The 22064-nt window shown below is 69.9% G+C and carries 15 protein-coding genes and 1 pseudogene; 5 read left to right on the top strand and 11 right to left on the bottom strand.

What is annotated here, in order from left to right:
• Positions 1-242: 242 nt before the first annotated feature.
• Positions 243-1322, bottom strand: coding sequence for a LacI family DNA-binding transcriptional regulator (locus tag ACLQ3B_RS25195; protein WP_425783171.1), 1080 nt, complete (start codon positions 1320-1322; stop codon positions 243-245).
• A gap of 612 nt (positions 1323-1934) precedes the next feature.
• Between ACLQ3B_RS25195 and ACLQ3B_RS25190 the strand changes: the two genes are divergently transcribed.
• The 5 genes and pseudogenes from ACLQ3B_RS25190 (at position 1935) to ACLQ3B_RS25170 (ending at position 7449) form a co-directional block, all read left to right on the top strand.
• Complete coding sequence (locus tag ACLQ3B_RS25190; RefSeq protein ID WP_425783170.1) at positions 1935-4637, top strand: RICIN domain-containing protein; 2703 nt, start codon at positions 1935-1937, stop codon at positions 4635-4637.
• A gap of 287 nt (positions 4638-4924) precedes the next feature.
• On the top strand, positions 4925-6172 hold the full coding sequence (locus tag ACLQ3B_RS25185) for an MFS transporter (protein ID WP_425783169.1): 1248 nt from the start codon (positions 4925-4927) through the stop codon (positions 6170-6172).
• Positions 6173-6303: 131 nt separating this feature from the next.
• A complete protein-coding gene (locus ACLQ3B_RS25180) occupies positions 6304-6579 on the top strand; it encodes a hypothetical protein (RefSeq protein ID WP_425783168.1) in 276 nt (91 codons plus the stop codon).
• A 71-nt stretch (positions 6580-6650) separates the two neighbouring features.
• A pseudogene (locus ACLQ3B_RS25175) lies at positions 6651-7133 on the top strand (helix-turn-helix domain-containing protein); the annotation flags it as partial.
• A gap of 64 nt (positions 7134-7197) precedes the next feature.
• Complete coding sequence (locus ACLQ3B_RS25170) at positions 7198-7449, top strand: hypothetical protein (protein ID WP_425783185.1); 252 nt, start codon at positions 7198-7200, stop codon at positions 7447-7449.
• A 151-nt stretch (positions 7450-7600) separates the two neighbouring features.
• Here the strand turns inward: ACLQ3B_RS25170 and ACLQ3B_RS25165 are convergent, their stop codons facing one another.
• From ACLQ3B_RS25165 to ACLQ3B_RS25120, 10 genes are all read right to left on the bottom strand, one after another.
• Positions 7601-8992 carry a nitrate/nitrite transporter gene (locus ACLQ3B_RS25165; protein WP_425783167.1) on the bottom strand — a complete coding sequence of 464 codons (1392 nt, stop codon included), beginning with the start codon at positions 8990-8992 and terminating at the stop codon, positions 7601-7603.
• 53 nt (positions 8993-9045) lie between these two features.
• Positions 9046-9375 carry a Rieske (2Fe-2S) protein gene (locus tag ACLQ3B_RS25160; RefSeq protein WP_425783166.1) on the bottom strand — a complete coding sequence of 110 codons (330 nt, stop codon included), beginning with the start codon at positions 9373-9375 and terminating at the stop codon, positions 9046-9048.
• The gene (nirB, locus tag ACLQ3B_RS25155; protein WP_425783165.1) at positions 9375-11963 is read right to left on the bottom strand and encodes a nitrite reductase large subunit NirB; all 2589 of its coding nucleotides are present in this window, start codon (positions 11961-11963) and stop codon (positions 9375-9377) included. Before nirB ends, ACLQ3B_RS25160 begins: the two co-directional genes overlap by 1 nt.
• Positions 11963-12310, bottom strand: coding sequence for a hypothetical protein (locus tag ACLQ3B_RS25150; RefSeq protein WP_007462233.1), 348 nt, complete (start codon positions 12308-12310; stop codon positions 11963-11965). The genes nirB and ACLQ3B_RS25150 overlap by 1 nt, the downstream gene beginning before the upstream one ends.
• 12 nt (positions 12311-12322) lie before the next feature.
• Positions 12323-14452 (bottom strand): molybdopterin oxidoreductase family protein, encoded by a 2130-nt coding sequence (locus tag ACLQ3B_RS25145; RefSeq protein WP_425783182.1) that lies wholly within the window; start codon positions 14450-14452, stop codon positions 12323-12325.
• Positions 14453-14657: 205 nt separating this feature from the next.
• Positions 14658-15242: a DoxX family membrane protein gene (locus tag ACLQ3B_RS25140; RefSeq protein ID WP_425783164.1), complete on the bottom strand. Its 585-nt coding sequence runs from the start codon at positions 15240-15242 to the stop codon at positions 14658-14660.
• 298 nt (positions 15243-15540) lie between these two features.
• Positions 15541-17262: a GAF domain-containing protein gene (locus ACLQ3B_RS25135; protein WP_425783163.1), complete on the bottom strand. Its 1722-nt coding sequence runs from the start codon at positions 17260-17262 to the stop codon at positions 15541-15543.
• Positions 17263-17334: 72 nt separating this feature from the next.
• A complete protein-coding gene (locus tag ACLQ3B_RS25130; protein ID WP_425783162.1) occupies positions 17335-18297 on the bottom strand; it encodes an Acg family FMN-binding oxidoreductase in 963 nt (320 codons plus the stop codon).
• A 127-nt stretch (positions 18298-18424) separates the two neighbouring features.
• Entirely contained in the window at positions 18425-19384 is a 960-nt protein-coding gene (locus ACLQ3B_RS25125) for an Acg family FMN-binding oxidoreductase (RefSeq protein ID WP_425783161.1), read from the bottom strand.
• Positions 19385-19558: 174 nt separating this feature from the next.
• Positions 19559-21961 (bottom strand): phosphoketolase family protein, encoded by a 2403-nt coding sequence (locus tag ACLQ3B_RS25120; RefSeq protein ID WP_425783160.1) that lies wholly within the window; start codon positions 21959-21961, stop codon positions 19559-19561.
• Positions 21962-22064 lie beyond the last annotated feature (103 nt).

The raw sequence follows: 22064 nt of genomic DNA, 5'->3' as shown, positions 1-22064 counted from the left end.
CCCCGGTGAAGGTCCTTACCCCCGTTCCGTCCACCTCGTGAGGGGGAAGATGGGTGCGGCCGCACCGCGGTGGAACCCGCCGCTAGAAGGGTCGTGAAGCGCCGTCGCCGACGTCGGTGGTCGCGGGCATCGGTGCGATGGGTGGCAGCAGGTGGCCTGCTCCCGCGGCGACGAACCAGTGCGCTGTCGGCTGTTCCAGGAGCCGCTGCGGGCCGCGCGAAGGTACGGCGCCGCGTGGCCGATCAGCATCCGTGCGGATTAACCCGCGTGGATCTTTCTGTGGTCGGGCCACTGTGGGCCCGGGGGATCGCTCGGCCGCCACGTCCCGGGGTCGACCGGGGTGGTGGTGGCGCCGTCGACGCGCGGACGACGAGCTCGACCGGTTGGTCGGCCGCCGGTGGAAGCTCGACGTTGGGCTTCTCGATGACCTGTATCAGCAGACCGAGGCCCTGCCGCGCGACCTCGTCGAACGGCTGCCGCAGGGTGGTGAGCGGGGGAGTGACGTAGGCGGCGACCGGGATGTCGTCGAACCCGACGACGCTGATGTCCTCGGGTACCCGGCGCCCGGCCTCGATCTGCGCGCGGATGAGACCGATCGCCATGTCGTCGTTCGCGGCGAACACCGCGGTCACGGTGCCGTCGTCGGCCAGTTCCCGGCCCGCCGCGTAGCCGGACGCGGCCGACCAGTCGCCCTCGACGACCGGCGGCTCGTCCGCGCCGTGGGCTCGCAGCGCCTCGCGCCAGCCGGCGAGACGGTCCCGTGCCGAATACCACCGCTGCGGGCCGGCCAGGTGATGGACGGTCGCGTGCCCCAACTCCAGCAGATGCTCGGTCGCGGCCCGCGCGAGCCGGCCCGCGCCGACCCTGGCGGTCACCACCTGCGGCGCGGTGAAGGTGGGCGGTGCACCGAGGACCAGGACCGGCACGTCCACGCTGATGAGGCCGACGCCCTCGTCGATCGGCTCGGAGATGACGACGCCGTCCACGCCCTGTTCCCGCAGCGACGCCAGGGCGCTCGCGATGCCGCCCGGGTCGCCCTCGATCGTGGTGGCCACCCGCAGCGTGTAGCCCGTGTTCCGGACAGCCCGCTCGATGCCCATGAGCCACGACGCCGGCCCGTACAAGGCGCTGCCGAGCGTCACCACGCCGATCGACCGGGTCCGCCCGGAAGCCAGCGCCCGGGCCGCCTGGTTGCGCCGGTAGCCGAGCTCCGCGGCGGCGTCCAGGACCCGCTGGCGTACGTCGGCTGAGACATACGGCTCGTCGTTGAGGACCCTGGACACCGTCTTCTGGGAGACGCCGGCCAGCCGCGCGACGTCCACGCTGCGCGGCGTCGGGGGGCTTCCACCCGGCCTCGCCAGTCGCGTCACGGCACCTCCCGTCGCCGGCCATAGTCCTGTATGATTGCGCAGTCATGTCTACGCAGTCAGACACTCACCGTTAAGAGCCCGCAACCCGCCCGTGACGCTGGCGAAACACGTTCCTTGCCACCACCCTAACCCCAGTTTCGAGCCGAACAGTTCAGGCCGGGCCCGCCCGCCGACTTCGCCGCGGACCGCATTGCTGTCCGCGTCTTCAGCGTGTCACTCGGCCGGGCGCCGCAGAGGCGAATCGGTTCGCTATTCGATCGGCGCCGCGTGGCTGGGTCGGCGAGACGGAATGCCTGAGCGCGATGCCTCAGCGCTCCGGACGGGTCGTCTCTATCGCTGGCCACTCGAAGCTTCCGAGGGTTGTGAGCAGGAAGTAACCGTCTTGAAACCTTGACTTCACGCGCGATACGCCCTTTGATACATGCCTATGTATCTGGCCGCAACCATCCTTCCCGGGTGGTCGGCGACGCCGGCGGATTTGTCGAATCGATTCGAGTATCGGCCCTAGAGGCTGTGCCCTGAACCGGTGCTGCGGCGCTGGCGGATGAGTCACAGGAGGTAACCGTGCATCGTACGAACGTCCGCTGGGGTGGCCGATTGTCGGCGTGGGCAAGAGGGCTGGCCGCGACCGTGGCGCTCAGCCTCCCTCTGACGCTGGGTGGCCTGACCCTGGCGCCCCCCGGTTCGGCCCTGGCCGCGCCGGTCGCGAGTTTCGCGGCCGACGGTGTTGACGGTGTGGCGGCCGGTAACGCCGCGATCGCCTCGGTCGACCTGGCCGGGAGGTGGAACTTCACGCCCGCAGGTCGGGGGGCGACCACGATCGCGGTACCCGGTGGCGGCTGGTACAAGCAGGGCTTCACCGACGTGAACGAGGCGGTGTACTCGCGCAGCATCACCGTGCCGGACTCGGGGCAGCCGCAGTCGACGTGGATCGAGTTCGGCGCCGTCAATCACCAGGCGACACTGTCGGTCGATGGCCGCGTGGTCGCCACCCAGACGACGGCGTTCACCCCGTCGAACTTCGACATCAGCGCATACGCGGCGCCCGGCACCACCCACACGATCACCGTGAACGTGAAGGGCCGCGGCGCGTTGAAGGCGTCCAACGGCCGGTACCTGGTGCCCGACGCCGCCACGTGGTCCGAGGCGGTCCCGCAGGGGATCTTCGGGTCCGCGTTCCTGCGGGTGTACCCGGCGGTGTACGTCAGCGACACATTCGTGCGTACGTCGGTGGCGAACAAGACGCTGACCTACGACGTGACGGTGCGGAACACGTCGGGCAGTTCCCGGTCGGTGACGTTGACCGGGTCGCTGTCGTCCAACAACGGAACGGCTTTCAGCTACCCGGCACTGCCCAGCCGTACGGTCACCGTGGCGGCCCGCTCGACCGTGACCGTGACCGTCGGGCCGGTCGCGTGGAACCTCGACAGCACCTCGTACTGGTGGCCCAACGTGCCGTACCGGTCGGGGTACCGGGCGCAGTTGCACGGGCTGACGGTGCATGCCGTCACCGACGACGGCCGGACGAGCGACGCCGATTACCGGTTCGGGTTCCGGGAGGCCACCCAGAACGGTGACTACTACTACCTCAACGGCGTGCGCGTGAACTTCCGCGGCGACAACCTCCAGGGTGCCGACTATGACCGGATCAACAACGGCGGCAAGGGCGACGCGTACCACACCCTTCCCGGTTTCCTGCCCCCCTCGTCCGGCAACGGCGGCTGGCCGCAGGCGGTGGACAACTACCAGCGGCTGAACTACAACGTGGTGCGCATCCACCAGGAGCCCGGAAGCCCATACATGTTGGATGTCGCCGATGAGATGGGCCTGATGATCATCGACGAGGTCGCGATTCGCGGCTCCCAATCCTCGCAGGAGTGGCAGAACTCCGTCGGGCGCGAAAACATGATCAACCACGCCCGTGCGCTGGTCCTGCGCGACCGCAACCACCCCGCGATCATCCGCTGGAGTCAGAACAACGAGCCGAACCAGAGCGGCCAGGATTCCGAACAGTTCGAGAAGGACCTGTACGCGGCCATGAACGGCGCCGACGGCACCCGGCCGATCATTGTCGAGGTGGGCGTCGGCAACAATGTCAGCCTGTATCCCGGGATGACGTACGCCAACTTCGCGGTGATCCCGCACTACGTCGACGGCTTCGGCAGGTACGGGGAGGGCCTGGTCAGCGTGAATGGGCGGCCCGACGGCGAGGGCGAGTTCATCTGGCCGGCATGCAACAACAAGCAGGGCTTCGAGTGGTTCGCCACCGCGACTGCTGCCAAGCGCGGCAAGGGCGCCACCGACCTGCGCCCGTACACGCTGCTGTCCGCCTGGGCCAGCGTCGTGCCCGGCGTGCGGTCCACCGACTTCACCCCGGAGGAGGGCGGTCACCCCATCTACGGCGTCGACAACCTGCCCGACCCGTGGAGCAACCCGCAGATCCAGCGCGTGCAGGCGGCGTTCAACCCGGTGGCCGCGATCGACCTCCCCTACTGGTCCGCCTCCGGCAATTCGGACTCGAACGGCAACTTCCCGCTGGCGCAGGCGGTACCCAGCTACGCCCGCAACGCCACGGTGACCCGCAACATCACCGTGTTCAACGACGACCTCACCAACACCTCGGTGGGCTTCACCTGGACCGCCCGGCTCGACAGCCCCACCGGCGCGGTCGTCGCGTCCGGCAGCACCACCCTGACCGTCCCGCTCGGCTCGCGGGTCACCCAACCGGTGTCCTTCACCGCCCCCGCCACCGGCACCCGCGTGTACCTGCAACTGTCGACCGCCAAGTCCGGCAGCACCGTCTTCACCGACGCGGTCGAGTACCTCAACCTCGGTGGAGGCGGTGGAACCGGGCCGGCAGCGGGCACCTACCGCATCGTCAACCGCAACAGCGGCAAGCCCCTCGCCATCGCCGGTAACTCCACATCCGACGGCGCCAAGGCGGTCCAGCAGAGCGGCACCCCCACGTGGACGATCAGCGCCACGCAGGACGCCTACACCCTGCGCTACACCGCCTCCGGAAAGATGCTCGACGTCAACGCCGGCAGCACCACGGCGGGCCTGCAACTACAGCAGTGGTCGGCAAACGGCGGCGCCAACCAGTCGTGGTACCTGCGGCCCACCGGCGACGGCTACTACACGATCGTCGCCCGCAGCAGCGGACTCGTGGCCGACGTCTCCGGCGCCTCGACCAGCGACGGGGCGCAGGTCGTGCAGTGGACCGCCAACGGCGGGACCAACCAGCAGTGGCAGTTCGTACCCGCCTGACCAGTAGCAGAGATGAGTGTCAAGCTCGGCCGCCGGTAACGGGCTGCCGATTGTCGCGCCGACTCGGGGGCACGGTTAGTGCTCCCGAGTCGGCCGCGATCCAATCACGGTGGGACACGAGCTGGCGATACGTCAGCAGGTGTGCGGAGCCGGGGCCGGATTGCCGCCGTATCCCCGTGGCTTGCCCGGGTCTGCCCGATCATGGCAGGCTGTCCGGGTTGTTGCCGCTGTAGCGGGAAAGGTTGAAGCCACTGGGCAGGGGAGAGGCTTTTCGGGAAAAGCTCCAGGTGCTGCGGGAGCGCAATTTCCGGGTCTTTATCCTGGGTTATTCCACCTCCGCCATGGGCACGTCCATGGCCACGGTGGCCCTCGCGTTCGCGGTGCTCGACGACGGCGGTTCGCTCACCGATCTCAGCCTCGTGATGGCCGCCCGGATCGTGCCGATGGTGCTGTTCCTCATCGGCGGCGGCGTGCTGGGCGACCGGCTTCCACGGCGGACGGTGATGTTGTACTCCGACTGCCTGCGCGCTTTGGCCCAGGGCGGGGTCGCCACCCTCTTCATCGTGGGCACGCCCCCGCTCTGGGCGCTACTGGCGCTGGTCGGCCTCGGCGGGCTGGGGGAGGCAATCTTCCGCCCGTCCTTCGACGGGCTGGTGCCCTCGCTGGTGTCGACCGGCCGGCTGCAGGAGGCGAACGCGCTTCTGGGGCTGTGCCAGTCGACGGCGAACGTGGGAGGCCCGGCGCTGGCCGGTGTTCTGGTCGCCCTCACCAACCCGAGCGTCGTGCTGGTGGTGGACGGGCTCAGCTATCTGCCGAGCATCGTGTCGCTGCTGATCCTGCGGCTCCCGGACACCCGGCCGCAGTTCAAGTCCTCGGTGCTGCACGACCTGCGCTCAGGATGGCGACTGTTCTGGTCCTATCCCTGGCTCTGGACGGTCACTCTGCAGTTCACGCTGTTCAACCTCGTGGTCTGGGCGCCGTACCTGGTGCTGGGGCCGCCCACCGCGGACCGCAACTACGGGGGAGCCGGCGCCTGGGGCGCCATCGTGGCCCTGTACGGCGCCGGCTCTATCGTCGGCGGTCTGTTCCTGCTCGGCCGGCGTCCGCAACGCCCGCTCGTCGTCACGACCCTCGTCACGTTCGCCTGGGCGGCGCCGTCGGCCGCGCTTGCTCTGCAGGCGCCGCTGGCCGTGGTGTGCCTGGCGGCGATACCGGCCGGCATCGCCAACTCGGTCTTCAACGGCCTGTGGTTGACGACGATCCAGCAGTATGTGCCGAGCGAGGCGATCTCCCGAGTGATGTCCTTCGTGGCCTTCGGCGCCTATTCGGTCGGCCCGATCGGCCTGGCGCTGGCCGGCCCCATTGCCGAAGCGACAAGCATCTCCACAGTCCTGGCGGCTGGCGTGATCTGGCAACTGCTGGCCAACTCGCTCATTCTCGCGGTGCCGGCGGTGCGCGGGCTGCGCAGCCGTACGGCACCCGAGATGTCCGGGCCCGCAGCCGCCGAGGCCGCCGAGGCCACCTCGCAGCGGTGAGCCGGTCCTGATCCGGGCCGGTCTGCCGCGATGGACGACGTCGGTGGCCGGCGCCCAGACCCACACCGACATGCACAACCACACGGTCCTGTCGGAGCGGTGACGGCAGCGCCGAGGCCGCGTTCGCCTCGATGCTTGAAGCCGGTCTGGACGTCGCCGCGCTGACCGACGTCGCCGCGCTGACCGACCACGCCACGCTCTTCGCCATCGACGGGCTCAGCTCGTCCGAGTGGCGGACCACCAGTGACCTGGCCAACGCGGCCAACGACCCGGGTCAGTTCACCGCGATGCGCGGGGTTGGAGTGGTCGCATCCGTTGCAGGGGCACATCAACGTCCCGACGGCCCGGGGGTCTGGCGAGCTTCAATCACCCAGGTCGGGAGGACCGTTTATCAGAGGAGCACGTAAGACACGGAGGTCCGCGAAGGTATCCCTGTTTGGGGCAGGCAGAGATCGGTGAGCGGCGCGACGATGGGCTGGTGGTCAACAAGGGAGCGAACGATCTCGGCGGCTTTCTGCGGAGCCGACGCGAGCGCCTGACGCCAGCCGCTGCGGGTATCGAGCCCGGCGCCACTCGTCGGCGAGTCCCGGGACTGCGCAGGGAAGAGCTGGCCGAACTCGCCGGGGTCAGTATCGGCTACTACACGCGACTGGAGCAGGGGGTCAGCGGTAGCGCTTCCGCCGCCGTCATCGACGCGCTGGCCGCGGCGTTGCAGCTCTCTCCGGCTGAGCACGAACATCTGCGGATCCTTGCCGCTCCGCGACGACCGACTCGTCCTCGTGCCCGTAGAAGCAAACTGAGGCCCTCAGTTCGTGAACTGCTCGTCGCGATGCCTGGAACACCGGCGATCGTGATCGATCACCGCGCCGACGTCCTCGCGTGGAACCGCCTCGGGCACGCCCTGCTGGCCGGCCATGTCGACGTCGACGCCCCGGACATGCGGATTCGGCCGAACATCGCCCGAATGCTGTTCCTCGATCCGCACCACCGCGCGTTGTATTGCGACTGGAACGCCAAGGCGCAGGGTGACCGTCGCGGCCCTGCATCAGGCGGTTGCGCGGCACCCGGCCGACCCAGAGCTCGAACAGGTAGTCGGCCAGCTACCGCGGGGGATGCGGATCAACGTGGTCAGCCCCACGATGGTCGGCGACTCCCTCGACGCCTTCGCCGAGCACTTCCCCGGCATGCGTCCGGTGCCGATGGACGAGCTCGTCGGCCACTACCTGCGCTGCGTCGAAGGTGACGACACCGGACGCATCATCCTGGCGTACGGATGAGCAAGGGACTCGCGCTTACACGTCCTCGTCACGATCATCACTGCTGAACGCGCTGGGCTGCCGCCCGTCCGAGTGGCACTGGAGCCGCTGACGATCGGTGGGCGAGTTGCCGTCCGCGCTGTGACCCTGACCCGGGCCCGGCTGCCGGCTGTCAGACGCCCTCAAGTCTCCCGGGCGACCGGCGCAGGTACACGAACCAGGTGATGACGAAGCAGATCGCGTAGAAGGCGATGAAGGCGACGTAGGCCGCGTCCGCGGTCTGGTAGGCCAGGAACGACTGCCGGAAGGCAAGGTTGACGAGGACTCCACCGAACGCGCCGATGGCACCGGCCACGCCGATGAGCGCGCCGGAGAGGCGCCGGGCCTCGTGCTCCGCGGCCCGGTCGTGCGGGTCGGCCGCACCGCCGGCGGTCACCTGCACACCACACTTGGCCCGGAAGATCGCCGGGATCATCTTGTACGTCGAGCCGTTGCCGATGCCGCTGAACACGAACAGCGCGATGAAGCCGACCAGGTACAACGGCAGCGACCGTTGCTGGGAGGCGAGCAGGACTGTCGACGCGCCGGCCGCCATCGCCACGAAGTTCACGAAGGTGACCCGGGCCCCGCCGAGCCGGTCGGCCAGCACACCGCCCACGGGACGGATGAGCGAGCCGAGCAGCGGTCCGAGGAACGTCAGGTACGCGGCCTTCACCGGGGTGTTGAAGGTGTCGGCGAACTGCACCTGAAGCACCTGGCCGAAGGCGAACCCGAAGCCGATGAACGACCCGAACGTGCCGATGTAGAGCAGGGACATGATCCAGGTGTGCGGTTCGCGGGTGACGTCACGCATGGCCCGTTTCTCGTTGCGGGCATGGCTGAGGTTGTCCATGAACATCGCGGAACCGAGCGCGGCCAGCACGATCGCCGGCAGGTAGATGCCGGCGACGATGCCGGGACTGGCCGTCCCCAGGACTGCCAGCACGAACAGGCCGACGAGCTGGACCGCGGCGACGCCGAGGTTACCGCCGCCGGCGTTGATGCCGAGCGCCCAACCCTTGAGCCGGTCGGGGTAGTACGCGTTGATGTTCGCCATCGAGGAGGCGAAGTTCCCGCCGCCGACGCCGGCCAGCGCGGCGATGAGCACCAGCGTCGAGTACGAGACGCCGGGCCGGATCAGGAAGGCGCCGAGCAGGCTCGGGATCAGCAGCAGCGACGCGCTGACGATGGTCCAGTTGCGGCCGCCGAACCGGGCCACGGCAAGGGTGTACGGGATCCGCAGCACCGACCCGACCAGTGCGGGCACGGCGGTGAGCAGGAATTTCCCGGCCGGATCGATGCCGTACTGCGGCCCGAGGAAGAGCACCAGCACCGACCACATCGTCCAGATGGAGAAGCCGATGTGCTCGGAGAAGATGGAGAAGATCAGGTTACGCCGGGCGATGCGGGATCCCCGGCGTTCCCAGAAGACGGGGTCCTCGGGCCGCCAGTCGTCGATCCAGTGCCCGCGAAGGGTCAGGCTGCGCCGGTCCTGCGCGATGTTGCCGGGCACGGCCGTGGTCATGGTTCCTCCCAGGTGAGTCCTCGGTCCGCTCGACACCGTGCTTGGTTCGCTCCTCAGGTCGGCGGCAGACCCACCACCAGGCGTCCGTCGGCGTCGGCACGGACCGGGTACACGGTGAGTGGGGACTGCCCGGTGGTCGAACAGCCGGTCGCCAACTCGAATGTGTTCTGGTGCAGGGGGCAGACGACGACAGTCATATCCACCAGGCCGTCCGCGAGCGGCCCGCCGGCGTGCGGGCAGACCGCCGACACCGCGCGCAGGCTGCCATCGCGCAGTCGGAAGACGGCGATCATGTCGTCGCCCACGGCGTAGGCACGTCCCTCGCCCAGGGGGATCTCGTCGACCGGCCCGAGCCGGTGTTCCACGGCGATGAGCCTGGCCATCACGCCCGCCTCGCGGATGCCGGGCCGGCGCCGTTCCCGTTGTCGGCCGAGCCGCCTCCCGGCACGGCGGAGCCGATCGACGGCGCCACCGGCCCCGGGACCGGTACGGCTTCGCGGACCGGCACCTGAGGCAGGACCGCCAACGGCAGGGAGGTGCGGAACTGCCCTGGAGTGACCGGCTCGCGCCGTTCCAGCCACGGGTCCCGGTACGCGGCCACGGAGGCGGCCATGGCCGCGTCGAGCCGCGCCGCGATGCCGTCGCTGTCGTCGACGACCACCGCCCGGATGTGGTCGATGCCGAGCCGGGGCACCCACGCGTACGTGCGTTCCAACCAGTTCGCGCTCTCCCGGTAGTACTGCAGGAACCGGCCGGTCAGCGTGATGACCTCGGCGGGGGAGTCGACGACGGCGAGGAGGTCCCCCTTACGTACGTGGGCGCCGGCGGCCCCGCCGACGTAGATCTCCCACCTGCCGCCGTCGATGGCGACCACGCCAAGATCCTTCACGTACGCCTCGGCGCAGTTACGGGGGCAGCCGGTGACGGCGAGCTTCATCTTGCCGGGGCCCTCGATGGCCTTGAACCGGTCCTCGATGGCGATGCCGAGAGCTGTGGAGTCGCCGACACCGAAGCGGCAGAAGTCCGAGCCGACGCAGGTCTTGACCGTCCGGAAGCTCTTGCCGTACGCGTACCCGGACGGCATGTCGAGGTCCGCCCACACGCTCGGCAGGTCCTCCTTGCGGATGCCGAGCAGATCGATGCGCTGGCCGCCGGTGATCTTCACAAGTGGTACGGAGTACTTCTCGGCCACCTCGGCGATCCGCTTGAGCTGCGCCGGTGTGGTCACACCGCCCTTGATCTGGGGGACGACCGAGAAGGTGCCGTCTCGTTGGATGTTGGCGTGCACCCGGTCGTTGATGAAGCGGGCGTCGCGTTCGTCGACGTACTCGTCGCCCCACATCATCCGCAGCAGCGAGGCCAGGCCCATCTTGCTCTTCGCGTCCTCCTCGCCGCCGGGCACGAGGGTGGCGAACACCGCGGAGACGGATTTCAGGCCGTGTTCGCGGATCACCGCCATCAGCTCCGCCTTGGGCATCGGCACACCGGGGACATACCAGCTCGCGGCCGGGTCGTCCTCCACCTCGCCGTCGGCTGCCCACTCGACGATCTGGGCGACCAGGCCCTTGCACGATCCGCAGCCCTTGCCGGCACGGGTGGCGTCCATGACACCGGTGAGCGTCTTCACGCCGCCCTGCACGGTGCCGACCAGCGCCCGCTTCGTGACGCCGTTGCAGTTGCACACCTGCACGTCGTCGCCGAGCTCCGCGGCACTCACGTCGGCCGACGGCGCGCCGAGGTCGAACAACATCTCGACCCGCTCCTTCGGCAGGGCGAGCCCACGGTCGAAGGCCTGCATGAGGAACGCGACCTTCTGCACGTCGCCGAGGAGGGTCGCGCCGACAAGCCGGTCGTCGCGGATGATGATGCTCTTGTAGACGCCCTTGCGCGGCTCGGCGAAGACGATGGTCTCGTCGTCGTCGCGTTCGGCCTCCTTCAGGCCCATCGAGGCGACGTCCACGCCCGCCACCTTGAGCTTCGTGGCCAGCCGAGAGCCGTGGTACGCCGCGAACGGGTTCGTCCCGGTGATGTGGTCGGCGAGCACTCGCGCCTGCTCCCACAGCGGAGCCACCAGGCCGTACGTCTCGCCGCGGTGCTGGACGCACTCGCCGACCGAGTAGATGTCGACCTCGTCCTGCACGCGCATCTGGTCGTCGACGACGATGCCCCGCTCCACCGGCAGCCCGCTGGTCGCGGCCATCTCGGCGTTCGCCCGGATGCCGGCGGCAACGACGACGACGTCGCAGGCCACGGTCCGACCGTCCTTGAGCTTGACCCCCGTCACGGCGTGCTTGCCGAGCACCTCGGTGGTGTGCGCGCCGAGGACGACCTCGATGCCGAGTCGCTCGATGCTGCGCCGCAGGATCGCGCCCGCCTGAGCGTCCAGTTGAGCGTTCATCAGATGGTCGGCGGCGTGCACAAGGGTCACGTGGCCCAGGTGGTTCTGCAGGCCGCGGGCGGCCTCCAGACCGAGCAGGCCGCCCCCGATCACCACCGCGCGCTCGTGCTCGCGGGCGTACCGGATCATGTTGCGGGTGTCGTCGATGGTGCGAAACGCGAACACTCCCTGGTGGTAGCCGCGCCCAGGGCGGTGGATGCCGGGAATCGGCGGGACGAACGCCCGGCTGCCGGTGGCGATGATCAGCTTGTCGTACGGCGTCTCGGTGCCGTCGTCCGCGTAGATCCGTCGCGCGAAGCGGTCGATGCGGGTGACCCGGGTGCCGGTGTGCAGGGTGATGCCGTTCTCGGCGTACCACGACATGTCGTTGAGGAAGATGCCCGCCTCGTCGTCGACCCCGGAGAGCACGTTGGAGAGCAGGATGCGGTTGTAGTTGCCGTACGGCTCCTCGCCGAACATCGTGATGGCGAACTGGTCGCCCCCGCCGCGTTCGAGGATCTCCTCGACCGTGCGGGCGCCGGCCATCCCGTTGCCCACCACGACGAGGCGACGGCGTTTGTCGACGGCGTCCATCAGACCTCGACCAACCCCAGGTCGACGATCACGGTGCCGGACACCCCGGCGGGCGCCGCCACGTGCACCTCGAGACCGGTGCCGGAGTCGAGGTCCTCGACCACCCGCAGCGGCACGTGGACATCGGACTTGGCACCGATCGGGAAGTACCGCATCGGCTGGCCGTCGCGCATGAGCAGGACACAGATCAGCTCGTCACTGGCATTGCCACCCCGGAAGTAGACCGGCTGGGCGACGACACCGCCCGGCACCACGTAGCTGAGCGTGCCGTCGACGAGGCCGGGCCGGTCGAGGCCCTTGCCCTCGAAGCTGTAGACGCCTTGCAAGAAACGGGGAGTGGTGTGCACAGCGACGCTCCCTTACTCAAGAGATGCTGGATTGGGCGGTGGGTTGGTCAACAGGTCGGTGTCGTCCGGCCCGCCCGCGCGCGCGATCGACACCGCGCAGGCCTTGAACGCCGGCATCCGCGAATGGCGGTCCAGCGCCGGGTCGGTAAGCGCGTTCACGGCGGAGCTACCGGCCCAGTGGAACGGTGCGAAGATGGTGTCGCGGCGGATGCCGTTGGTGAGGCGCGCCCGAAAGAGCGCCCGTCCGCGTCGGCTGCGCAGTTCCACCACGTCGTTGTCGGCGATGCCGTGCCGGCGGGCGAGGTCTGGGTGCAGCTCCGCCCGGGCGTCCGGCAGCGCCATGGTCAGGGCGCCGACCCGGCGGGTCTGGTTGCCGCTCTGGTACTGCTGCATGTTGCGGCCGGTGGTCAGCACGTACGGATAGTCGGCGTCGGGCAGTTCCGCCGGATCCCGGTGCTCCACCCGGAAGAACGTCGCCCGCCCGTCGGCGGTGGGGAATCGGTCGATGAACAGCCGTGGCGTACCGGGATGCTCCACGCTCGGGCACGGCCAGAAGACCCCCTGCTCCGCCTCGATGCGCTCGTAGGTGATTCCGGCGTAGTCCGCTGTCCCGCCGGCGCTGGCCCGGCGCAGCTCGTCGAAGACGCGGCGCGGATCGTCGTCGAAGTACTGGCCGCGCCCGAGCCGGCCGGCGAGGTCGGCGAGCATCCGCAGGTCGGTGCGGACCTGCGGCGGCGGCGACAGGGCCCGCTTACGGCGGATGACGCGCCCCTCCAGATTCGTCATCGTGCCCTCCTCCTCGGCCCACTGGGCCGTGGGCAGCACCACGTCGGCCACGGCTGCGGTCTCGGAGAGGAAGATGTCGGAGACGACAAGCAGGTCCAGCGCCCGCAGCCGGTCCATCACCCGGTTGGCGTGTGGGGCCGACACGGCGATGTTGCTGGCGAGCACGAGCAGCACCCGTACCCCGTCGTCGGTCCCGAGCCGGTCGAGCATCTCCCAGGCCGACCGGCCCGGCCGGGGCAACTCGTCCGGGTCGATGCCCCAGACGGCCGCGACGTGCGCGCGCGCCGCGGGGTCGTCCAGGCGCCGGTAGCCGGGCAGCTGATCAGCTTTCTGTCCGTGCTCGCGGCCACCCTGCCCGTTGCCCTGCCCGGTGATCGTGCCGTAGCCGGAGAAGGGCCGACCGGGCAGGCCCAGGGCGAGGGCCAGATTGAGGTACGCCTGCGCGGTGTCCGTGCCGTTGCTGTGCTGCTCGGCGCCGCGAGCGGTGAGCACCATCGCCGACGTCGCGGTCGCCAGCAGGCGTACCGTCTCCCGCAGGTCCCGTTCCGGCACGCCGGTCATCCGCTCCACCCGGTCCGGCCAGTACGCGGCGACGGTGGCCCGGACCGCGTCGAAACCGCTCGTACGGTCGCGCACGTACGTCTCGTCGACCAGGCCCTCGCGGATCGCGACGTGCAGCAGCCCGTTCGCCAGTGCGAGGTCCGTGCCCGGCAGTGGCTGCAGGTGGAGGTGAGCGCCCCCCGCGGTGGTCGTACGACGGGGGTCGACGACGACGTGCCGCGCGCCGGCGGCCCGTCCGGCGTCGAAGTACTGCATGGACGGCGGCAGCGCGTCAGCCGGATTCGCGCCCACCAGCAGCACGGCCTGCGCCTGGGCGATGTCGGCCAGAGGGAACGGCAGGCCACGGTCGATCCCGAGGGAGCGGTTCGAAGCGGTCGCCGCGGACGACATGCAGAATCGGCCGTTGTAGTCGATCGACGCCGACCGCAGCGCCACCCGGACGAACTTGCCGAGCGTGTACGCCTTCTCGTTGGTCAGCCCGCCGCCACCGAAGGCCCCGACGCTGTCGGGGCCGTACCGGTGTTGGCTGGTACGGATGGCGTCGACGATGCGGTCGAGGGCCTCGTCCCAGCTTGCCGGTCGCAGCGGGCTGGTGCGGTCGGCGGGGTCCTTGCGGACGAGCGGGCTCAGCAGCCGGTCCCTGTGGTCGAGAAGGTCGGCAGCCGTCCATCCCTTGGCGCACAGACCGCCCCTGTTGACCGGGAATTCGGTGGGCGCCAGCCGAGGCGGCCCGTCGCCAGTCGTCAGGGATATCCCGCACTGCATGGCGCAGTAGGGGCAGTGCGTATCGGTCATGGACGATGCGCTCACCCGTCCGATGTTTGCCGGGCACTGTTTCCGATCCATACCGAGGCCGTAACGCTCTGCGACCCTCGGGCACCACACCCGGTCGGCGCCGCCGTGCCGCCGGCCGCGGGGGAGGGCGAGCATCGCGCTGCTGATGCGTCGGCAGGACGGTGCCCGACCGGGTGTCCCGGTCGGGCGTGTGCGATAGCTTCGGTCAGATCAGCCAGCGGTTCTTCTGCACGAAGGGCAGCCTGGCCCATTGCTGGCCCAGGCCCCAGGTGTGCCCGGCGTAGGTCAGGGCGAGCACGATGGCGCCGATCGCGTAGACGATGTGGTAGTCGGTGACCGGGTTGGTGGAGCCGCTCGGCTTGCCCGCGCTGGTGTGCTGGGCGAGCGGCCATTCGGCTGCCCACATCATGGCCATCATGGCTGCGGCCGCTGCCGCGGCCAGGCGCATTCCGATGCCGAGGATGAGCGCAACGCCGATACCGAGCAGGCCGAGCATGAATGCCCAGTTGGCCCAGGCGTCGCCGGCGATGCTGTGGAAGAAGCCCTGCAACGGTCCCACGTCGACGTTGGCCAGGAAGCCCTTGGTCGGTGACCCGCCGTTGATCCAGGACTTCGCCGCAGGGGTCGCGTAGCCGAAGCCGAAGGTCTTGTCCAGGAACGCCCACAGAAAGACGAATCCGGTGGAGATCCGTAGCGCGGCGAGGGCCCGGGCGGCGGTCTTGGTGAGCATGGCCCCGGGCGCCTCGACGTGTTCGAGGTGCGCCGTACGGCTTCGGTCGATGGTGTTCACTGTTCCTCCTCGGTTGTTCTTCCGCCCCCGACTCTGCTCCGGTGGAAGCATCGCCGCCCGGGTCGAACCACCCGACTCGTACGGGACCAAAGTCCTGATCACCTGGCCGAGACGCGCTGGCGTGCCTCGGCGTCCACGACCCGCGGAGGTGGCCGGAGCGGCGACCTGAGGATGCCGTTCGGCTCGCCGCTCGCGCGACACCGCCGTCCGGAGGTGTCTTGAGCTTCGGGGCTGCGCCACTCCGACTCGACCTGCTGCGCTCCGCCCCTCCGGAAAACACCGGGTGGGGTCGGCGTTCTCAGCCGCCGGTCGGGACCCGCCACGTCAATGTTGTTCCGGTGCCATCGCGCGCGGCCCCGATCTCGAAACTGCCGCCCAGGTCCTGGGCGCGTTCACCCATGTTGACGACACCGCTGCGGGCGAGGGTTGGGTCGAAGCCTTTGCCGTCGTCCTCGACGCACATGACGACTTCGCCGTCGGCGGCGCGCAGCGAAATCCGGGCAGTGGTGGCTTCGGCGTGCCGGGCGATGTTCGACAGGGCTTCACGAAGTACGGCGATCAGTTCGGGCTTGATGTCGTCGGGAATGGCGCTGTCCACCGGTCCGGAGGTGTCCAGGACGGGCCGGAATCCGAGCGTCTCGGCTGCCGTGGCCGCCGCCTCGTTCAATTCGGCACGCAGGGATGGGCCGGTCGGGGTCCGTAGTTCGAAGATCGAGCGGCGGATGTCCCGGATGGTGGCGTCGAGCTCGTCGACGGCGGCGTTGATGCGCTTGGCCACCTCCGGTCTTCCGGCCTGGTGCACAGCGCCCTGCAACTGCATGCCGGTGGCGAACAGCCGCTGAATGACCACGTCGTGCAGGTCCCGGGCGATGCGTTCCCGGTCCTCGAGTAACACGAGCTGCTGACGTTCCTCCTGAGCCCGGACCCGTTCGAGGGCCAGGGCCGCCTGCCCGGCGAAGGTCGACAGCAGTGCGGCGTCCTCGTCGGTGGATGACTGCTCGGGCGGTTGAGCCACGATGAGCACGCCGTGCAGGGTGTCCGGGCCGGCGAGTGGGACGGCCATCGCCGGACCGTCCGGCACCGGCCACGGCCATTCGATGGCGGCACGCAGGTTTTCGACGGCGCGAAACTTCTCCCTCCCGAACGCTGCTGCGGCGGCCGGCTCCATGGGAACGAGTTTGCCGGCGAGTTCGCCGTACGACGGATCGGCGCCGTCGGCCACCTCGATCGAGTATCTGGCGTTGGCCTCGTCGTACAGCATGACCAGGACGAGTTCGGAGCCGGACACCTCACGGGCACGCCGGGCGATCAGCCGCAGCGCCTCGGTGCGCTGGACGGTGCCGAGGAGCACGCTGGTGATCTCAGCGGTGGCGGCGAGCCAGCGTTCGCGGCGCTGGGCCAGTTCGTACAGCCGGGCGTTGTCGATGGCCACTCCGGCTGCCGCCGCCAGGGCGACGACGATCTCCTCGTCGTCCTGGCTGAACTCGTCGGCGCCCTGCTTCTCGGCGAGATAGAGGTTGCCGAAGATCTGGTCGCGGGTGCGGACCGGCACGCCGAGGAAGCTGTGCATCGGTGGGTGGTGCGGCGGGAAGCCGTACGAGTCGGGGTGCTTGATGATGTCGGGAAGCCGCACCGGGCGCGGGTCGGTGATCAGTAGGCCGAGGATTCCGCGGCCGTGCGGCAGGTCGCCGATCCTGGCGTGCGCGGCCGGGTCGATGCCGTGGGTGATGAAGTCGCTCAGATCGGTGCGATCGGCGCCGAGTACGCCGAGCGCGCCGTAACGGGCGCCGGCGAGCGCGCACGCCGCACCCACGATGCGTTGCAGGGTGCTGCGCAGGTCCAGATCCGTGCCGATGCCCACGACCGCGTCGAGCAGCGATCGCAGGCGCTCCCGGCTCGCCATCACCTCGCCGACCCGGTCGAGCATCTCCTGCAGGAGTTCATCGAGCCGGACACGGGAAAGCGGGCTGAGCCCGAGCGACGGCCGTTCGATCCGGTCCGCCGATGGATGGTCCACCATGTCGGCCAGACTAACGCCGGCCACGGATCTCGGACCGACGGCCGGTGTCGTCCGGACGCCTCTGCCGGCCCATCAGCTCGCAGGGACGACGACGTCGACGATGTCCCGCCGCGGGGTGGGTCGTCCGGGCGCGCCGTAGCCGATGCGCAGGGCGAGCTGCGGGTATCCGGTCCGGCCGAGGGAGCGCCGCAGTTGGTCACGGGCTGCCGGTACCTCGATCGGTTGCGAGATCATCGAGGTGGCCAGGCCGGCATCGGTTGCGGTCAGCAGGACCTTCTGCAGGGCCTGGCCGGCGTTGATCTGGTCCACCGGCCCGTCGCCGGCCACGCCGAGGACGCCAACCAGCGGTTCGGGTTCGTGCTCACGGGCGGGTGCGCGGCGCCGGTTACCGAAAGCCCGTTGTGGCAGCAGGTCCTGCGGTTCGGGCAGGGGTGCGCCGGCGCGCACCGGAGCGCCCTCGGGCGCGTCGTCGGCGTGGATCCAGCTGATCAGCTCGGCTTGGTACCGGGCATCGCGGCGCAGCACCCGGTCGGCGCTGCCGGCGATCTCAGCGAAGCCGGCCAGGGCGGTCATGCCGACCAGCAGGTCGAGCCACGCGGATTCGCCGCGCGCGGCGTCGATGAGGCGGATGCGAACATCAGCCGGCACCGGTTCGGGCCAGAACGGCGCCCGGTTGCTGCGCCGGCGGCCGATGGCCGCGTACAGGACCTGCTCGGCGTAGGTCGGTGGCCTCTGCGGGCCGGGGATGAGCCGGGCGATCACGGCGGATTCGGCGGAGCAGGGGCGCGGGTGCACCTCGGCGGGCCGGCTGCGCATGGCGAGGGCGAGGCGGGCGTTGTAGGTGGCGGCACCGCATGCCACGCGGTTCGCCCAGCCGGACCGGTCTGCGACAGCGAGCTGCCGGGCCGGGTCGGCGACGACCTCGATGGCGCCGTCACGCAGTCGGAACAGCCACGGCTGGCTGTTGTGCATCGACGGCGCGCGGATGCCGGCCTCCGCCGCCGCTCGCAGGTCCGCATCGCGGTAACCGTTCACGGCGGGTCTCCTTCGCGCTGGTCGAGGGAACCGACGACACCCGGCCACGCTGCTTCGGATGCCACGGTCAGGGGGTATGTTGCCGGTGCGGGCAGGCCCGGCCGATCGAGCCGCCCATGGTGGCCACCTACGTCACGTTGGTGATGACGTCGCGAGGATCGCGGCGCGGTGTGGCGGGCACGGGTACGCGGTCGGGCCGGTAGCCGAGCCGGACCGCCAGGTACGGCTCTCCGATGTGGGAGACCAGGCGGCGCAGCAGATGGCGAGGCCACTCAGGCTCGACAGCGTCGCTCAGCGGGGCGGTGGCCAGGCCGTCGGCGGTGGCCAGCAGCAGCAGAGCGGACAGTGCCTCACCTCCGCGAAGCAGGTTGACGCGCTCGTCGCCGTTGCCGAACAGCACGACGTACGCCGCACCCTGGTCGTGCACAGCGCCCGCGGTGAGCCCCGCCGCGGCATCGGGGAAGAAATCACGGACGGGTACGCGCCGCAGCTCCGGCTTGACCGCGGTGGTCGGCGGCACGCCGTCCCCTGCGTGTCCCGGTCGGTTCGTCCAGCGGTCCAGGTCGGCGCGGTAGGCAGGGTCGGCCAGCTCGACGGCGGCGGCGATCTCGGCCGAGACGGCGAGCATGGCCACCTGGTCGGGCCGCACCGTGTGCAGGTAGGCGCCCTCCGCCTCGACGAAGCGGCGCAGCTTGGTCAACTCGACGTCGGCCACGGGGCGGTCGTCGAAGGCTCGCCGGTCGGTGCGCCGGTGAGGGATGGCTGCGGCCATGCGCACGGCCTCGGGATCGGGTGGCACCGGCCGGCCGAGGGCGATCCGGGCCAGCAGATCGGGCCGCGCCGGGTCGGGCAGGCGTTCAACAGTCACGGACCAGCCGGCCGCGGCCAGGTAGGTGCGGGCATGGTGCAGGGCGGCGCCGCAGCTGAGCAGCAACAGCCGGCCGTCGCGGTCGATGCTGTCGACGCGGCGGTCCGCCTCGGCGAACAACTCCACCGCCTCGCCGCTGATCCGCCAGCTCCAGGGCTGGGTGTTGAAGACCGACGGCGCGTGCTGTGCGGCGCGTGCGGCCTGCTCGAACGGTGTCATCGGGATACCTCCGTGTCTGTCACCACCACATTGCCGATCGCCGGTTCGGCCGTTCAGGGCCGAAGGTCCCGTTCTACCGGCCGGCCGGTACCCGCCGGGCTCGGCCGCGTCAGTGGGCGGTCAGCCCGCGTCGGGAGACGGTGGCGGCCGCCGGCCCCACCGTCTCGGTGCGGCTCAGCCGCGTGCGGCCCAGTCGCCGAGCGCCCAGTCGCGCACCTCGGGCATGTCCTCCAGGTGCTCCACCACGTACGTCTCGTGGCGGTCGAGCTGACTCTGGCACCACGCCCTGAGGTTGGCGGCGCCGCGTGGGAGGCGCTTGGCGTTGTTGATGGCGTCCATCACGAGGTGGTACCGCGACGCCCTGTTGCGCACCGTCATGTCGAACGGGGTGGTGGTCGTGCCCTGCTCGATGAAGCCGCGGACGCGGAACCGGTCCACGTCTGGGCGGCCGTGCACGAGCTGGTGGATCGCGCCGGGGTAGCCGTGGAAGGAGAACACCACGTCGACGGTGTCGGTGAAAAGTTCGGTGAACAAGGTCTCGCTCATGCCGTGCGGGTGGTCCTTGGGGCGGACCAGGGTCATCAGGTCGACCACGTTGACCACGCGGACCTTGAAGCCGGGCAGCCGGTCACGCAGGATCTGTGCCGCCGCGACCGTCTCCATGGTGACGACGTCGCCGGCGCAGGCGAGGACGATGTCGGGGTCGCTGGTGCCGTCGTCGGTGCCGGCCCAGTCCCAGACGCCCGCGCCGCGCGCGCAGTGCTCGATCGCCTCGTCCATGGAGAGGTACTGCAGCTGCGGCTGCTTGTCGATGACGATCAGGTTGATGTACGACCGCGACCGGAAGCAGTGGTCGGCCACCGACAGCAGGGTGTTGGCGTCCGGCGGCAGGTAGACCCGGGCGACGTCGCCGCGTTGGGTGAGCACCACCTGGATCAGGCCGGGCCCCTGGTGGGAGAAGCCGTTGTGGTCGTTGCGCCACGCCGTCGAGGTGAGCAGCACGTTGAGGCTGGGCACCTTCTCGCGCCACGGCAGGTTCTTGGCTTCCTGCAACCACTTGCCATGCTGCACGGTCTGTGAGGCGCTGACCATGGCGAACGCCTCGTACGTGGCGAACATGCCGTGCCGACCGGTCAGGTTGTAGCCTTCCAGCCAGCCATGGCAGTTGTGCTCGCTGAGCACCTCCATGACCCGACCGTGGCGGCTGATGGCAACGTCGTCTGGCGTCACTCGCTCCATGAAGGCACGGTCAGAGACCTCGAAGACGGAACCGAGCCGGTTGCTGTTGGTCTCGTCGGGGCAGAACAACCGGAACCGGTCGGCGTTGCGGAGGTAGATGTCGCGCATCATCTCGCCCAGCTTGCGCGTCGACTCGGCCCGCTGTTGCGCGGGCCGGGGCACGTCGACCGCGTAGGCACGGAAGTCCGGCAGGTCCAGATTCCGGGTGAGCACCCCGCCGTTGGCATGCGGGCTGGCGCTCATCGGCAGGTCACCGTCGGGAGCCTGGTCCCGGATCAACGCCACCGGCGCGCCGGCGGAATCGAACAGCTCCTCCGGACGGTACGACGTGAGCCAACGCTCCAGCAGTGCGAGGTGTTCCGGGTTGTCCTTGATGCCGGACAGCGGCACCTGGTGCGACCGCCAGGTCCCGGTGACGGTGATCCCGTCGACGGAGTCCGGACCGGTCCATCCCTTCGGTGACCGCAGAATGATCAGCGGCCAGGCCGGGCGGGTACCGTCCCAGGAACCGTCACGGGCGGCGGTCTTTATGTCGCGGATCCTCGTCCAGGCGGTGGCGAGGGCGGCGGCGAAGCGGTGGTGCATGCCGGGCAGGTCGGAGCCCTCGACCTCGATGACGTCGTAACCGTGGCCACGCAGCAGGTTGCGTACCTCCTCGGGATCCTTGCGCCCCAGCACGGTGGGACCGGAGATCTTGGCGTCGTTGAGGTGCAGGATCGGCAGGACCGCGCCGTCGCGCTCGGGGTTGAGGAAGGACACGCCCTTCCAGGAGCCCTCCAGGGGCCCGGTCTCGGCCTCACCGTCGCCCACCACCGCGATGGCCAGCAGGTCCGGGTTGTCCATGACCGCGCCGAACGCGTGGACCAGGACGTAGCCCAGCTCGCCGCCCTCGTGGATGGAGCCGGGGGTGGTCACCGACACGTGCGACGGGATACCGCCCGGGCTGGAGAACTGCCGGAACAGGCGCAGCATTCCGGCCTCGTCCTGGCTGACGTCCGGGTAGACCTCGCTGTAGGTGCCTTCCAGGTAGCCGGCGGCCACCAGTGCCGGGCCGCCGTGGCCCGGACCGGCCAGGTAGATCGCCTGCTGACCGGTGAGCCGGATCAGCCGGGAGACGTGCGCGTAGATCAGCGACAGACCCGGGCTGGTTCCCCAGTGACCGAGCAGGCGCGGCTTGATGTGCTCAGCCGACAGGGGCTCGCGCAGCAACGGGTTGCCCCGCAGGTAGATCTGACCGATGGTCAGGTAGTTGGCGGCGCGCCACCACGCGTCCAGACGGGCGAGTTCGGTGTCGTCGAGCTCGGCGAGCGTACGGGGTTCGGATACGACCGCGGTCACGGTTATTCCTTCCACAGATCTCGGCTGGTCAGAAGTCACGCTAGGTCCCGCCGAGGCCGGCCCCAAAGGGTCGGAAGCCGTCCACCGAAGGACCTTCGGCCCC

It is taken from the genome of Micromonospora sp. DT53, from assembly GCF_049841535.1.
GTDB lineage: Bacteria > Actinomycetota > Actinomycetes > Mycobacteriales > Micromonosporaceae > Micromonospora.
The sequence above is the reverse complement of the archived record's forward strand: the minus strand, read 5'-3'. Positions and strand labels throughout refer to the sequence as shown.

Bases quoted from the DNA above. Each gene is read 5' to 3' on its own strand.
- ACLQ3B_RS25180 (WP_425783168.1), top strand. From the start codon at position 6,304: ATGCTTGAAGCCGGTCTGGACGTCGCCGCGCTGACCGACGTCGCCGCG.
- ACLQ3B_RS25165 (WP_425783167.1), bottom strand. From the start codon at position 8,992: ATGACCACGGCCGTGCCCGGCAACATCGCGCAGGACCGGCGCAGCCTG.
- ACLQ3B_RS25160 (WP_425783166.1), bottom strand. From the start codon at position 9,375: ATGGCCAGGCTCATCGCCGTGGAACACCGGCTCGGGCCGGTCGACGAG.
- nirB (WP_425783165.1), bottom strand. From the start codon at position 11,963: ATGGACGCCGTCGACAAACGCCGTCGCCTCGTCGTGGTGGGCAACGGG.
- ACLQ3B_RS25145 (WP_425783182.1), bottom strand. From the start codon at position 14,452: ATGACCGATACGCACTGCCCCTACTGCGCCATGCAGTGCGGGATATCC.
- ACLQ3B_RS25135 (WP_425783163.1), bottom strand. From the start codon at position 17,262: ATGGTGGACCATCCATCGGCGGACCGGATCGAACGGCCGTCGCTCGGG.
- ACLQ3B_RS25125 (WP_425783161.1), bottom strand. From the start codon at position 19,384: ATGACACCGTTCGAGCAGGCCGCACGCGCCGCACAGCACGCGCCGTCG.